Origin of the sequence: Natrinema thermotolerans (genome assembly GCF_031165565.1) — an archaeon.
Taxonomy (GTDB): domain Archaea; phylum Halobacteriota; class Halobacteria; order Halobacteriales; family Natrialbaceae; genus Natrinema; species Natrinema thermotolerans.
In genome coordinates, this window is sequence record NZ_CP101873.1 from 311,922 (window position 1) to 326,372 (window position 14,451).

The 14,451-nt window shown below is 62.9% G+C and carries 13 protein-coding genes, 1 tRNA gene and 2 rRNA genes; 6 read left to right on the forward strand and 10 right to left on the reverse strand.

All coding sequences use genetic code 11. The annotated features are described in order from the left end of the window. Nucleotides 1-22 precede the first annotated feature (22 nt). From NP511_RS01625 to NP511_RS01640, 4 genes are all read right to left on the reverse strand, one after another. Nucleotides 23-2,944: ribosomal RNA gene (locus tag NP511_RS01625) — 23S ribosomal RNA — on the reverse strand. 224 nt (nucleotides 2,945-3,168) lie between these two features. Then, a tRNA-Ala gene (locus NP511_RS01630) sits at nucleotides 3,169-3,240 on the reverse strand. A gap of 155 nt (nucleotides 3,241-3,395) precedes the next feature. After that, nucleotides 3,396-4,868: ribosomal RNA gene (locus tag NP511_RS01635) — 16S ribosomal RNA — on the reverse strand. The 16S and 23S rRNA genes sit together here with 1 tRNA gene alongside, the layout of an rRNA operon. A 726-nt stretch (nucleotides 4,869-5,594) precedes the next feature. Next, nucleotides 5,595-6,206 (reverse strand): metal-dependent hydrolase, encoded by a 612-nt coding sequence (locus NP511_RS01640; protein ID WP_049964151.1) that lies wholly within the window; start codon nucleotides 6,204-6,206, stop codon nucleotides 5,595-5,597. A 230-nt stretch (nucleotides 6,207-6,436) separates the two neighbouring features. On the opposite strand from NP511_RS01640, the gene NP511_RS01645 reads away from it, so the two are divergent. The 4 genes from NP511_RS01645 (at nucleotide 6,437) to NP511_RS01660 (ending at nucleotide 8,914) form a co-directional block, all read left to right on the forward strand. Then, complete coding sequence (locus tag NP511_RS01645; protein WP_006648665.1) at nucleotides 6,437-6,658, forward strand: hypothetical protein; 222 nt, start codon at nucleotides 6,437-6,439, stop codon at nucleotides 6,656-6,658. Between the two features lie 139 nt (nucleotides 6,659-6,797). Continuing rightward, nucleotides 6,798-8,090: a histidinol dehydrogenase gene (hisD, locus tag NP511_RS01650; RefSeq protein WP_049964152.1), complete on the forward strand. Its 1,293-nt coding sequence runs from the start codon at nucleotides 6,798-6,800 to the stop codon at nucleotides 8,088-8,090. A 77-nt stretch (nucleotides 8,091-8,167) separates the two neighbouring features. Beyond that, on the forward strand, nucleotides 8,168-8,377 hold the full coding sequence (locus tag NP511_RS01655; protein ID WP_006180929.1) for a hypothetical protein: 210 nt from the start codon (nucleotides 8,168-8,170) through the stop codon (nucleotides 8,375-8,377). A gap of 162 nt (nucleotides 8,378-8,539) precedes the next feature. Then, the gene (locus NP511_RS01660) at nucleotides 8,540-8,914 is read left to right on the forward strand and encodes a HesB/IscA family protein (protein WP_006648667.1); all 375 of its coding nucleotides are present in this window, start codon (nucleotides 8,540-8,542) and stop codon (nucleotides 8,912-8,914) included. A 131-nt stretch (nucleotides 8,915-9,045) separates the two neighbouring features. On the opposite strand, the gene NP511_RS01665 is transcribed toward NP511_RS01660, so the two are convergent. The 4 genes from NP511_RS01665 to NP511_RS01680 form a co-directional block, all read right to left on the reverse strand. Continuing rightward, nucleotides 9,046-9,246, reverse strand: coding sequence for a dodecin (locus NP511_RS01665; protein ID WP_006180927.1), 201 nt, complete (start codon nucleotides 9,244-9,246; stop codon nucleotides 9,046-9,048). 84 nt (nucleotides 9,247-9,330) lie between these two features. After that, nucleotides 9,331-9,990: a DUF2238 domain-containing protein gene (locus NP511_RS01670; protein WP_006648668.1), complete on the reverse strand. Its 660-nt coding sequence runs from the start codon at nucleotides 9,988-9,990 to the stop codon at nucleotides 9,331-9,333. Next, the gene (locus tag NP511_RS01675) at nucleotides 9,983-10,600 is read right to left on the reverse strand and encodes a hypothetical protein (RefSeq protein ID WP_006648669.1); all 618 of its coding nucleotides are present in this window, start codon (nucleotides 10,598-10,600) and stop codon (nucleotides 9,983-9,985) included. Before NP511_RS01675 ends, NP511_RS01670 begins: the two co-directional genes overlap by 8 nt. A 71-nt stretch (nucleotides 10,601-10,671) precedes the next feature. Then, nucleotides 10,672-11,658 carry a metal-dependent hydrolase gene (locus NP511_RS01680; RefSeq protein ID WP_049964153.1) on the reverse strand — a complete coding sequence of 329 codons (987 nt, stop codon included), beginning with the start codon at nucleotides 11,656-11,658 and terminating at the stop codon, nucleotides 10,672-10,674. 209 nt (nucleotides 11,659-11,867) lie between these two features. Here NP511_RS01680 and NP511_RS01685 point away from each other — a divergent pair, with 209 nt between their 5' ends. Continuing rightward, entirely contained in the window at nucleotides 11,868-13,079 is a 1,212-nt protein-coding gene (locus NP511_RS01685; protein WP_049964154.1) for a pyridoxal-phosphate-dependent aminotransferase family protein, read from the forward strand. Between the two features lie 25 nt (nucleotides 13,080-13,104). Here the strand turns inward: NP511_RS01685 and NP511_RS01690 are convergent, their stop codons facing one another. Together NP511_RS01690 and NP511_RS01695 are read right to left on the reverse strand one after the other, a co-directional pair. Then, nucleotides 13,105-13,413: a DUF7116 family protein gene (locus NP511_RS01690; RefSeq protein ID WP_006180922.1), complete on the reverse strand. Its 309-nt coding sequence runs from the start codon at nucleotides 13,411-13,413 to the stop codon at nucleotides 13,105-13,107. A gap of 229 nt (nucleotides 13,414-13,642) precedes the next feature. Then, complete coding sequence (locus tag NP511_RS01695; RefSeq protein ID WP_006180921.1) at nucleotides 13,643-13,882, reverse strand: DUF5816 domain-containing protein; 240 nt, start codon at nucleotides 13,880-13,882, stop codon at nucleotides 13,643-13,645. A 157-nt stretch (nucleotides 13,883-14,039) separates the two neighbouring features. Here NP511_RS01695 and NP511_RS01700 point away from each other — a divergent pair, with 157 nt between their 5' ends. Next, nucleotides 14,040-14,450, forward strand: a complete 411-nt coding sequence (locus NP511_RS01700) for a universal stress protein (protein WP_006180920.1) — start codon at nucleotides 14,040-14,042, stop codon at nucleotides 14,448-14,450. Nucleotide 14,451: the final 1 nt, after the last annotated feature.

Sequence of the window (14,451 nt, forward strand, 5' to 3'; positions counted from 1 at the left end):
ATCCAATGCGATGTAGTGTATGAGTGTGTGGCTTGGCCGATTAGTTCTCGCGGGCTCAACACCTCGTTGCCTTGGTGCGTACACCCCGAGTCTATCGATCTCGTCTTCTACGAGTGGCCTCGGTGGTATCTCTTTTTCAGGTGGGTTTCGAGCTTAGATGCGTTCAGCTCTTACCCCGTGGTGCGTCGCTGCCCAGCACGTGCCCTTTCGGACAGCTGGTACACGAGTGGCACCCATTCGTAGTTCCTCTCGTACTATACGAACGTTCCCGTCAGATACCGTAACACCCCCAATAGATAGCAGCCGACCTGTCTCACGACGGTCTAAACCCAGCTCACGACCTCCTTTAATAGGCGAACAACCTCACCCTTGCCCGCTTCTGCACGGGCAGGATGGAGGGAACCGACATCGAGGTAGCAAGCCACCCGGTCGATATGTGCTCTTGCGGGTGACGACTCTGTTATCCCTAAGGTAGCTTTTCTGTCAGCAATTGGCCGCATCAAGCAGCCTAATTGGTTCGCTAGACCACGCTTTCGCGTCAGCGTCCGTCGTTGTGCCGGACACTGTCAGACTTCCGTTTGCTCTTGCGCTCTTTTCCGCGTCTCCGACGCGGATGAGGAAATCTTGGGGCGCGCCCGATATCTTTTCAGGCGCGTACCGCCCCAGTCAAACTGCCCGGCTACCAGTGTCCTCCGCCAGGAGTGAGAGTCGCAGTCACCATCGGGTAGTATTTCAATGCTGGCTCGGTGGCCCGCTAGCGCGGGTACCTGTGTAATGCCTCCTACCTATGCTGCACAATGGCGACCACGTCTCAGTGACAGCCTGCAGTAAAGCTCTATAGGGTCTTCGCTTCCCCTTGGGGGTCTCCAGACTCCGCACTGGAACGTACAGTTCACCGGGCCCAACGTTGGGACAGTGGCGCTCTCGTTGATCCATTCATGCAAGCCGCTACTGAAGCGGCAAGGTACTACGCTACCTTAAGAGGGTCATAGTTACCCCCGCCGTTAACAGGTCCTTCGTCCCCTTGTACGGGGTGTTCAGATACCTGCACTGGGCAGGATTCAGTGACCGTACGAGTCCTTGCGGATTTGCGGTCACCTATGTTGTTACTAGACAGTCGGAGCGCCCGAGTCACTGCGACCTGCCCCATTGCAGGGCAGGCATCCCTTATTGCGAACGTACGGGACTAACTTGCCGAATTCCCTAACGTCGGTTGCTCCCGACAGACCTTGGCTTTCGCCGCCACGAGTACCTGTGTCGGATCTCGGTACGGACAGTGTGTTTGCCTTTTCACGGGCTCTAGGTTGACCTCTCTTACGCTATCCAGCCATTCGGTCGCTTCGTGCCATTACGGCTTCCACGAACTTCGACTGTTCGACCGGGCGAAAGCCCGGCAGAGGCGGCCCCAAAGCGTTGGCTTTGAGTACACACTGGCATAGGAATATTAACCTATTTCCCTGTTGTCAGCTTCGACTTACGGGCTGACTTAGGACCGGCTAACCCTCAGCTGATCAGCATTGCTGAGGAACCCTTACTCGTTCGGCCGTCGGGGTTCTAACCCGACTAACGCTGCTACTATGACCAGGATTTTCGTTACTGAACGGTCCACACGATCTCTCGACCGTGCTTCCACCCGAACAGAACGCCAACCTACGAGATCACCAGTCTGAGTGGTGCTGCTAGGTCTCGGTGGTAGACTTGAGCCCCGATCATTTTGGGCGCCTCAAACCTCGGCCGGTAAGCTGTTACGCTTTTCTTAGAGGGTAGCTGCTTCTAAGCTCACCTCCCGGCTGTCTAGGGCTTGAGACCACCTTCGATCGCACTTAGTCTACACTTGGGGACCTTAACCCAGCTCTGGGTTGTCTCCCTCACGGTACACAGGCTTACCCCGTGCACCGGACTCCCTGCGTCAAACGACGTTCATAGGTTCGGAGTTGGACAGGGGGGCACACTCCTCTCGGAGTGCGGTCCCCCAATCCGTCGCTCTACCCCATGAACTATCTCGGCAGAGGTCATGCTTCGACATGTTTCGGTTGGAACCAGCTGTTTCCGGACTCGATGGGCCTTTCACCCCTAGACGTAGGTCACGAGAGGGTATTGTAGGACACCAACTCTAACAGGCCTCCACGTGCCTTTCGGCACGCTTCGCCTTGCCCACGCCTAGATCGTCCGGTTTCGGGTCGTGTCCGTTTGACTCCCCGCGCTTGAACACGGCGGCCCTCGTGCAAAGCACTGCGGCCATGTCGGTTTCCCTTCGCCTTCCTCGATGATCGAGTTAGACTCGTCAAACAGGCACACTCCCTGGTTCGTTTTTCAAAACGTACGACAGAACACCGGCTTCCCAAACTTCTTACTACAGGTTCGCACCTGATTCATTTTGTCCGGGACCTTGTGTGCCCTGTCGCTCCATCGCCAACTGATTTCACGCCCTATTGCACCTCCCTTCGTGGGGTGCTTTTCAGCGTTCGCTCACGCTACTTGTTCGCTATCGGTCTTGAGGAGTGTTTAGTCTTCGCGGTCGATGCCCGCGATATTCACGAGGGATATCCAACCCCCGATACTCTGGAGCTGACTCGTTCCTTACTTGTCGACGGTACGGGACTGTCACCCTGTCTCGTACTCTATTCCAAGAGACTTCGCGTCGCCGTTCGGGAAGTGATCGTCAGTCCGAACACCACATTGCCCGTGAGGGCTTCGGTTTGGACTGTGTCGCGTTTATTCGCCATTACTAACGACATCGCGTTTGCTTTCTTTTCCTGTCGATACTAAGATGTTTCAATTCTCGACGTTCCCCATTGCGCGAAGCAATTGCGGTGGGGATTCCCATTCGGAGATCCCAAGTTCTTCGCCTCCGTGCGGCTCCCTTGGGCTTATCGCAGCTTGGCACGTCCTTCTTCAGCTCTCAAGCCGAGCGATCCACCAGCTGGCACAGTAGCCACGTTCATCGGATCGGCGTTGCGACAGAGTCGCAACATCGTGACCCGGGAACGGGTCCAGTGGACGCCTGGACTACACGTACACACGGTCTCATCTGCACGCCGGTAGACGGCCGGCCTGCATTAACCCTTCCCACCCGCACTTGCGCGGGGTGGTGCATCGGTTCGTTCGGATTCAATCCTCGGGTCGTCTCCCACTTAAGGGGCACGATCCGAGATTTCCTCCGAGACATGGACCCACAGGGATTCGAACCCTGGGCATCCTCCTTGCAAAGGAGGCACTCTACCACTGAGCTATGGGCCCACGTCCGCCACGAGGGCGGACAGAGCGTGAAACGTTAGCCTTGGTAGTTCAAAGGTGCCCGATCGGCCACGACGTGGCTCGATCGAACGTGAAACCACGTGGCGCAAAGCGCCACGAGTTAAGGTGGGCCGGGGCAGCGCCCCGGTCCCGGTCTGTGGAGGTGATCCAGCCGCAGATTCCCCTACGGCTACCTTGTTACGACTTAAGCCCCCTTGCGGAGCCCAGATTCGACCGACGTTGCGTCGGCCTCATCCGGACCCCACTCGGGTGCTTTGACGGGCGGTGTGTGCAAGGAGCAGGGACGTATTCACCGCGCCCTTCTGAGGCGCGATTACTACCGAATCCAGCTTCATGAGGGCGAGTTTCAGCCCTCAATCCGAACTACGACCGAGTTTCGGAGATTAGCGCCCCCTCTCGGGGTTGCATCCCACTGTCTCGGCCATTGTAGCCCGCGTGTCGCCCAGCACATTCGGGGCATACTGACCTACCGTTGCCCGTTCCTTCCTCCAGTTTGGCACTGGCAGTCCTCCTAATGTACCCAACCACCGCTAGGTGTTGCTGGCAATTAGGAGTGCGGGTCTCGCTCGTTGCCTGACTTAACAGGACGCCTCACGGTACGAGCTGACGGCGGCCATGCACCTCCTCTCAATGGCTCCAGTAAGGTCATCAACCTGACTTTCACTGCACATTGTCGATGCTGGTGAGATGTCCGGCGTTGAGTCCAATTAAACCGCAGGCTCCTCCGGTTGTAGTGCTCCCCCGCCAATTCCTTTAAGTTTCATCCTTGCGGACGTACTTCCCAGGCGGTCTGCTTCACGGCTTCCCTGCGGCACAGCACAGGCTCGTAGCCTGTGCCACACCTAGCAGACATCGTTTACAGCTCGGACTACCCGGGTATCTAATCCGGTTCGTGACCCGAGCTTTCGTCCCTCACCGTCGGATCCGTCTTCCAGAGGCGCTTTCGCCACCGGTGGTCCGTCCAGGATTACGGGATTTCACTCCTACCCCGGACGTACCCCTCTGGTCTTCCGGTCCCAAGCCATGCAGTTTCCACCGGACGCCCGCGCGTTAAGCGCGCGGATTTCCCGATGGACTTGCATGGCCAGCTACGGACGCTTTAGGCCCAATAATAGCGGTCATCACTCGTGCTGCCGGTATTACCGCGGCGGCTGGCACCGGTCTTGCCCAGCACTTATTCCGCGACCACCTTACGGTCGCAAAAAGCGAGGACTATATGCCCTCGCACTTGGAGTCCCCTTATCGCACTTTCGTGCAGTGTAAAGGTTTCGCGCCTGCTGCGCCCCGTAGGGCCCGGTATCTTGTCTCAGATACCGTCTCCGGGCTCTTGCTCTCACAACCCGTACCGATTATGGGCACGGTGGGCCGTTACCCCACCGTCTACCTAATCGGCCGCAGCCACATCCTATGGCGCCGGAGCGTTTCGGATTCACACCACTCCAGGTGGTGAATCGTATTCCGAATTAGCCTCAGTTTCCCGAGGTTATTCGGATCCATAGGGTAGTTTGGCCACGTGTTACTGAGCTATCTGCTACGAGTCTAAACTCGTGCAACTAGCATGGCTAAATCGGACTCCAATAGCAATGACCTCCGGCAGGATCAACCGGAATGCTATATGATCTCCCCAGTTGGGGAGGGTCTGTTTGGCGGTGAATGTTAGTACACACTCACACATGGGTCCACGTTCGCTGACGCCGGTCGTCTGACCGATCGAGCGTCACCGAACTACCAAGGCTAACATCAGATCCCATCTGTACGGCGGACCGCAGGGGTGGAATCCTCATTTCCTTCGGACGTATTCGTACACCGTCTGGGATATATAACCCCTTCGGGTTCGAACCGTCCGAGATGACGGACCGAGTTGAACGGCCCGTCGATCACATCGTCTTTCGCGTTCGTATCCCAACGCCCTCGTACATATAAGGGCATCGGACCACGGCCACGCCGGAAACCGCATCCGGCGGGGACTTCCGCGTGTAATTCGGGACGGGCCTGAAGTATATAAGGCCATCGTCCTCTGACGCCGACTGCTCGACGTCGGCCACGGGAATCCGAATGTCCTCGAGAGCGAGCGGATCGTCCGCTCGACGAGGGACGGATACGTATACTCCTTCCGTGCCGGAATGCGGCCGGAAGACGCGGCGGCGAGCGCCGCGTTGTTCGCATTACTGTCGAAGCCGGGTGAACATATAAGGCCGTCGTCTCGAGGAGACGATGGGCTACGTTGGACAGTCACGCGGGCGGTCGGATTCGGATGTGAACGACGGACGGTCGATCCCGCTACCGGCCGAGTCGGCGGCTGTCATCGACGGCGGTATCGATCGTCGATGGGTACATCACTCGCGCGTCGACCGGTTCGATCCGACCAGCGTGCGAGCGATCCGTCTGCAGCCGATGCAGAAATCACGGAGAACGGGCAGTCCGTCGTAGAGCCATACGAGAAACGCGAGCCCGGCGAGACCGAACTGGATCCAGACGTACGTCGACACGTCACCGGCGAGTAACGTCTGTACGTACCGCCCGAACAGCAGCTCGAACGCCTCGAAGAACCGCCGCCGAGCGGAGTCCCCAGGAACGACTGCGATCGGCCAGAGGACGATTTCGACGTAGACGACCCCCTCACTGGCGTAGGAATACAGGATGTCTCCCGGGAGATGCAGGAGGTAGCCGATCGGGAACGCGAGCGCGATCCGGGGGCGGCCGACACGGCGGGCGATCGTTCCCACGAGGATCGAGAGGGGGACGGCGAAGAACAGCGAGTGACCGATCGCATAGCCGGCCTCGAAGACGCCGAACTCCCACGCGAGCGGTTTGTCGATCAGGTCCGGCAGGACCGACGCGAAGACGACGGCGAAGGCGTCGGGTCCACTGGGGGAGGTCCGGAAGACGAGGTGACAGACCAGCGAATACGAGAGATAACCGATTATCGCGTGTTCCCACGGCCACATTGGCCGTACGGTAGCACGGGCGGCGAATAGTTATACGGCCCCTGCACGTCCGGAATCCCGGGACGGTGAGAACCGGGCCGGCCGACGGCTCCGACTCGAGCGGTGACCCCATGGGTCGAGAAAGATGAGATTACCGGGGGCGTCGTGGGGATATAGCGACCCTTGGTCTCGCGCCCGTGCGAGCGTGCGAATACCGACATAACTTAGCACCCGTGGTCGTACGGTGACACATGGATCGATCGGGATTCGTCAAACTCGCGGTCATTGCGCTGGGCCTCGTGGTCCTGAGCTTCTTCGTCCGGGGGATCAGTCGGATCGTCCTCAGTGTGGAGACGGCCGAACTGCTGCAGGCACCGATCGCGGTCGTCGGCTTCGTTCTCCTCGTCTACCTCTTCGTACGGGCGACCCTGGATTACGTCGGCATCTGGAAGATCGAAAACCCCGACGCGTGAGACGACCACGGGTCCGTGGACCGATGGGCGGCCGGAAATCGTCGTACGAGTCGTCGATGCGGTTCGCCGGAGGAGCGACGACCGGCGAGCGGCTGTCCGGAAGGAAACCGTTTTTCGCCCGCCCCACGAACCCAACGCCATGACAATCGACGTGCAGGCCATCGCCGACCTCGGGCCGGACGATCGCGTGGCCTTCTTCGAGCGCGACGCCGGTATCGAGGGAGTCAGAGAAACTGTCCGAGACATCGTCGACCGGGTCCGTACCGAGGGCGACGTCGCCGTCCGCGAGTTCACCAGCGAGTTCGACGGCGTCGAAGTCGGGAACCTCGAGATCACCGACGACTGCGAACGGGCCTACGACGAGATCGACGATGGGGTTCGATCGGCGATCGAGACGGCAGCCACGAACGTCCGCGAGTTCCACGAGGCACAGCTGCCCGAGGACTGGCGACGCGAGTTCGACACCGGGCGGGAGCTGGGACGGCGTTTCCGGCCGCTCGAGCGGGTCGGCGTCTACGTTCCCGGCGGGTCGGCGGCCTACCCCTCGAGCGCGATCATGGGGGTCGTGCCGGCGGTCGTGGCTGGCGTCGATCACGTTTCGGTCGTGACGCCGCCGGCCGACGAGCTGAATCCGGTGACGCTGGCGGCGATCCACGCCGCGGGCGCGGACGCGGTCTACAGCGTCGGCGGCGCACAGGCGGTCGCGGGACTGGCCTACGGCACCGAGTCGATCACGAGCGTCCAGAAGATCGTCGGGCCGGGCAACAAGTGGGTGACGGCGGCCAAGGCCGAAGTTCGGGGCGACGTCGAGATCGACTTCCTCGCGGGGCCGAGCGAAGTCGTCGTGGTCGCCGACGAGACGGCCGACCCGGACCTCGTCGCCGCGGAACTGCTCGCACAGGCCGAACACGACCCGAACGCCTCGGTCGTGGCAGTCACCGACGACGCAACGACCGCCGAGGCCGTCGCCGCCGCCGTCGACGAGCGCGTGGGCGAGCGCGAGCGCGAAGACGTGATCCGGGCGGCACTCGAAAACGACGCCAGTGGCGTGTTACACGCCCGATCGATGAGCGAGGCGATCCTCTTCACCGAGGAGTACGCGCCCGAACACCTCTCGATCATCGCCGCCGACGACGAGTCACTCCTCGAGCGTATCGATAGCGCGGGCAGCGTCTTCCTCGGGCCGAACACGCCCGTGGCGGCCGGCGATTACGCCAGCGGGACGAACCACGTGCTGCCGACGAACGGTGGGGCACGGGTCAGCGGCGGGCTCTCGGTCGAGACGTTCCTCCGGTCGACGACGGTCCAGCGCCTCTCCGGCGAGGGGCTGGCCGACCTCGGCGAGACGATCACCACGCTGGCCGACGCCGAGGGGCTCGAGGCCCACGCCGAGAGCGTTCGGACTCGACTCGAGGACGACACAGGCAAATAGCGCCACACCGCCCCGAGTCACAGTGTGCGGAACGCTGAGCTGGTTTTACGTGGCTGGAGGTCCGAGTAGGAACCGAGATGGAACCGCATGTCGACCCGCTGGACGGGCGCGTCCTCGAGCGTAACTACGACTACGCACAGCGAAACGTGCGGCTCCTCTCGCTGTGGTACGACTGCGACGTGGCGCGGATGCTCGAGTTGCTCGCAGCACACGACATCGAACTCTCGCGCAACGACAGGCGACAGTTCGGCACGTGGTATCGCTCGCTCCGGCGGGCGAGCTGTTAGCGTGGCTCTTGGACCTCGTTGTACGCCTGATCGGGCGGCGGTGTCGTAAACCGGTTCGGTGGCGACGATCGTAACTATCCGCGCCGATATAACCAGAATCAGCTAGTTCGTTCGGCTCGACACGGCGTCACAGTTAACATCGTCGCGCCGAAAGGGATGGGTATGAGTACGGACAGTATGGATGGTGGGACCGCGGAGACGCAGCCGGAGATCGAAGTCACGGAAGCCGCCGCCGAGCAGGCCCTCTCGCTGCTCGAGGGCGAGGGGCTGGACGTGACCGAGGCCGGACTTCGGCTGTTCGTCCAGCAGGGCGGCTGTGCGGGCCTTTCCTACGGGATGCGGTTCGACGATGAACCCGACGAAGACGATACGATCTACGAACACCACGACCTGCGCGTGTTCGTCGACCCCGCGAGCCTGAAGTACATCGAGGGCAGCGTCCTCGATTACGAGGACGGGCTGCAGGCCGAGGGCTTCCACGTCGACAACCCGAACGTCGTCAGCGAATGCGGCTGTGGCGAATCGTTCCGGACGTAAGCGACTGCGGTTCACCGCGTCCCAGGTTCCACCGGATTTTCCGATGACCGACGGCCGACAGCTGCCGGTCACGTCGGAGAACGCCTCGAGGACGGAGTAGCGACACGAGGCGTCGAGCGTTCCGTCCCGGCTTACTCCTCGAGTTCGAAGGCGACGGTGACTTCGGCCTGGTACTCGCGGTCGTCGGCGCTGGCGACTTCGACGCCGAGTTCGTCGACCTCGATCCACTGGACGTTCTGCAGCGTTGCCTCCGCGCGGTCGATGGCGTCGTCCGCGGCGGCGTCGAAACTCTCGGGGCTAGTACCGATCAGCGTGATCTTCTTGAAGACCATGGCCTCGTCATCTACGGCGCGTACCGACGTAAAACACGGCGTCGGTTCGGACCGAGTGAAAAACGGGCGGCCGGATCGGCGGCTTCAGCCGGCCCGCGAGTCGAACCGCTCTCGAATCGCGCTGGTGACGTTCGAGAGGTACGCACCGCCCCACGTCGCGACGATGAGCGCACCGATGGAGTTGAAAACGAAATCGAGCATCGTGTCCTCGAGCCCGTACTGGGTGAGGACGGCTCTGGTACCGAGCGCCTCGGCAGCCAACGCGATCGCGAACTCGAGGATCTCCCAGAGGACGCCGAACGCGATGACGAAAAGGAGGATAAACACCGCAATGAACCGCTGTGGGAGGTGGACTCCCTGGGCGTGTTCGTCGAACGCGCGAACGGTGGCATACCCCACGCCAGCGACCAGCGACGCCGACAGCGCGTGGGTCATGTGGTCCCACCACCAGACCTGGCTGTAGAGCGTGGCGGTCGCGCCGGGGAGCCCCACCGTACCGAAGGCGTGCAGGAAGACGGCGGTCGTGATCCACAGCGTGAGCCGCGGATCCATCGGAATCTCGTAGTCGCGCTCGAGCAGTGGCGGCAGCTGCGTGACGAGCAGGGCGACGCCGGTGTTGATGACGATGCCGCCGTTACCACGTTCGATGCCGATGAACAGCATACCGATCAGCCCGATCTCCATGAGGTAGGTGAGCTGGCGTTGCCGCTTCCGAGAGGGAACGATGTCGGCGAGGCTAGTCATCGTCACCTCCACCGATCGGGACGTCGTCGACGAGTCGAGTCCGGTCGGCACGTCCGAGCCGCCTGAAGTAGAGTTCGAAGACGAGACCGGCCCCGAGGCCGCTGATGGCCGAATAGACGAACTCCCACATCACGTCGTCGTGGTCGGCCGTGAACGGAACGCCCAGGACACCGGCGGCGCTCCACCGAAGGAGAGCCCAGAGGGCAGCGGCGGCCATCGTCGCGACCACGACGAAGACGACGGCGAAGCCGGGCGTCATCCGTACTGTGGTAAACGCCTGCAGTTCGACGGTGAGGACGAGCGCGATGGCCGCGACCGAGAGGTAGGACGTGACGTGTCCCATTAGCCGGTCGGCACCGAACGCGACACCGAGGACCGGCAACGCCGCCAACAGGAGGACCTCCCAGGGGAGCATGACCAGCGGTGATCGAAAAGCGACGGGTGGGATAATCGCGAGAGCCACGAGAACCGCCGCGAACGTCATCCAGAGAACGCCGCCAGTAATCAGCGCACCGATACCGATGCTCGCGATCGCGGCGACCAGTATCCACGCGATCGCTGCGTTCGATCGCCCGTCCGCGAGCAATCCCTCGAGTGAAGCCTGCGACACAGTGGTCCGTACCGTCTACTCTCACAAAAGCATATTTTGTCCCACACTGAAACGAAGGCTGCGGCCCAGCGCTACGGCGCGATAGCAAACAGATAGACTGACGAGTAGGCGACGAGCGCAACGGTGACGGCCGCCAGCGCAGTCACCCCGGCCTCGAGTAGCGTCTCGAGTTCGGGCAGACCCCGAACGCTCGCGAACGCGGCGGGAGTCGGCGTCTCCCTGATGACGCCACAGACGAGACCGACGCCGAGGATCGAGAAGACGAAGTGGTAAGACACCTCGAGCGTCGGCGGCGTCACCGCGAGCGCGGCGAGACCGTAGGCGACGCCGGCGGCGGCCCGACGGTTGACAGTGGCGACGACCGAGCGATCGGTGAGCCGACAGAGGACGGCGGCCGCGAGCCAGATCGTCGCGAGTTCGATGGCGAACGCACCGAGCAGGTGCAACGTCGGGTCGGGATGGAGGACGAGTCGCGACTCGAGGACGGCGGCGTCGAAGGGGAAAAACCAGTCGGGGGGCGACCCGGTTACGAGATCGCCCCACGGATGCGACCAGAGTCCCCAGAGCGCGGCGAGACCGACCGTCGCCGGCGACACCCGCGTTCGACGCGCGATCAGCCGGGCGATGACGCCGCCGCTGGCGGCGAACAGCCCCGTGACGAGCGCGGCGATGGGACCGCCCCAGACGAGCGCGATGGCGACGAGCGCCGCGAGGACGGCGATCCCGACGGCCCGGACGAGCCGCACGCGAGGGGCGTAGCCGCGGACGGCGAGCAGGCCGAAGGCCGGTGCGGCGACCGCGCCGACGACCAGCGAGTGGGTGACCGAGCGGTGGACGCCGCGGCTGGCGTCCCAGAACGCCGTCGACGCGCCGAGCGCGCCGTCGCCGGCCTGCCACTCGAGCAGGCCCACGAGCGCGTACGCGACGTCGATATCGGGAATTGCGGCGAACGCGCCGGCGATAGCCCCGACGAGAAGCGCTCGTTGGGGGGCCCAGCCTCGCCAGTCGGCGACGAGCGCCGCGACGGCGAACGCGAGGAGCGCGTGACCGACGAACATGATATGTCGCCTATGCAGTGAGTCGGCTTAAACGGCTCGCAGCCACGCCGGACGGTACCACGGGTCATTGTCGGTGGCGAAGATGTCGGGATACGGCCGTGTTCGCGAACGAAACCACGATACCGAGACCGGCTTCGATTCGGCCGCTCGAGGACCTGTAATTCGCCGCTGCCGGTAGGTCTTTGCGAGTGGCCGGCGAGCACACGCCCATGGCTCAGACACCGTCGAACGAGGCGGATCGCGCGCCATCCGTCGGCGAACTCACACCCCCTGACCGGACGCTGATGGGGCCCGGCCCGAGCGACGTGAACCCGCGGGTCCTCCGGGCGATGAGTACGCCGCTGGTCGGCCACCTCGATCCCTCCTTCGTCGAGATCATGGACGAGGTCCAGGAGCTGTTGCGCTACACGTTCCGGACGGACAACCAGTGGACGATCCCGGTCTCGGGGACCGGCTCCGCGGCGATGGAGGCCGCGATCGGCAACGTCGTCGAGCCCGGCGACACCATGCTCGTGCCGACCAACGGCTACTTCGGCGGGCGGATGGCCTCGATGGCCGAGCGCGCGGGCGGCGAGGTCGTCGAGGTATCGGCACCGTGGGGCGAACCGCTCGAGCCCGACGACGTCGCGGACGCGCTGGCCGAACACGACCCCGACGTCTTCGGGTTCGTCCACGCCGAGACGAGTACGGGCGTCCTCCAGCCGGACGTCCCGGAACTGACCGCCGCGGCCCACGACCACGACGCCCTGGTCATCGCCGACACCGTCACCTCCCTTGGCGGGGTCGAGTTGCGAGTCGACGAGTGGGGCATCGACGTGGCGTACTCGGGACCCCAGAAGTGTCTCTCCTGTCCGCCGGGCGCGAGCCCGCTGACCCTGTCGGACGAGGCCATGGAGAAGGTCCTCTCGCGCGACGAGGATCCTCGCTCGTGGTATCTCGATCTCTCCCTGCTCGAGGGCTACTGGGGGGAGGAGCGCGCGTATCACCACACCGCACCGATCACGAACGTCTACGCGATCCGGGAGGCCCTGCGGCTGGTCGCCGAGGAGGGAATCGAGAACCGCTGGGCCCGCCACGAGCGACTGGCCGGCGCGCTGAAGGCCGGCGTCGAGGCGATGGGTCTCGAGATGAACGCCCCCGACGAGTACTGGCTGCCGAGCCTCAACGCCGTCCGCGTTCCCGAGGGCATCGACGACGGCGCGGTCTGTGACGCCTTGCTCGAGCAGTACGACCTCGAGATCGCCGGCGGGCTGGGCGATCTCGCCGGCGACATCTTCCGGATCGGCTGCATGGGTCACTCCGCACGGCCCGAGAACGTGATCTACGTCGTGACGGCGCTTGGCGACGTCCTCGAGTCGATGGGCGCGGCCGTCGATCCGGGCGCAGGCGTCACTGCGACGCGTAACGCGCTCGAAAAATAGTCCGCAGCCGCGGTCGTCGGCTGTTCTACGCTGTTACTCGCGGTCCTGGTGGCGCTCGTTCGACCTGATAGTCCTCTCCGTCGACGACGATGATGGCCCACTCGTAGTTCGGGTTCGTCCGCTCGAGTCGTGCCTCGAGGTCGTCGGCGTCGTCCGGTTCGGCGACGAAACAGTGGAACTGTCCCGACGCCGACGTCGGAAGTTCGTCCGCCTCGAGGACGGCGTTGACGTGAACGACCTTCCATGCTCGTTCGGCACGGAACTCGGGGCCGTTGCCTTCGACGGTGTAACCCAGCTCTGCGAAGATCGACCTGGCCTGCTCGACGAGCCGCATGTTAACAGGACCCATTCAATACCACCTATGTCGGCATCCACCATAAATGTTAGTACGTGACAAGAACGAGGGGTTACTTCCGAACGAACGGGAACTATCCCGCTCTTTCGGTTCGTTCGTACCGAAGGCGGCCGGCCGTTCGCCGAGTAATCGTCTATTGGCCTCTGCAGCGATGTCGCGATCTCGAGGAGAACCCCGTCCGAATCCGGCCTCGAGGGATCACACGATCCTATTCGTGGGCGGCGTCCCACTCGGTCGGCTTGCGGAAGTTCCCACACTGATTGCACTTGATACGGCCCATCGCGTCCATCGCGTTGTCGAAGCTCTCGCAGTTCGTACAGAACCAGCCGTACCGGCGTTCGAAGTCGGACGACTCGTATGCGGCGAGAAACGGGCCCTTCGACCCCTTGTCGCCGTCCGTCTCGGACACGAAGACGGTGTTGCCGTCGTCGGTCGACCAGGATTGCATGTTCGGGCATAGCCGCGCTCACCCTAAATGACTGTCTCTCCGCCCGACCGGCTCGCGGGGATCGAACGGGGACGGCTCCCCATCCCATGGGACAGGTTCGCAGTGTAGACTGTCCGTACTGAAAGGTTTACCCGCCCGGGTGTCCTTCGGTTGTCTAATGTCGTTGGTCGTCGTCCCCGTTCGGTATCCGCTGTCGAAACACTCGCGGCGAACGCTCGAGCGGGCGATCGAGGTCGCGCGCGACCGGGACGCGGCGCTGACGGTCCTCCACGTCGACCTCTACCAGAACGGGAAGAAAGTGAGCCGGATCGACCTGAAAAACACGGTCGAGAGTACGTTCGGGCGACTCGAGAACGCCCGGTACGTCGTCCGGACGGGGTTCCTCGTCGAGGAAAGCATCCTCGACGAGGTCGGTGCGGAGGAGGCCGACGTCGTCGTCGTCGGGACCAAACAGGCCAGCCGACTCCGGCGACTCTTCCAGCGCTTTACGGACAACCCGGATATCGACAGCTATCTGCGGACACACCTCGACTGCGAGGTCATCACGGTCGAGAGCGCGCGGGCCTGAT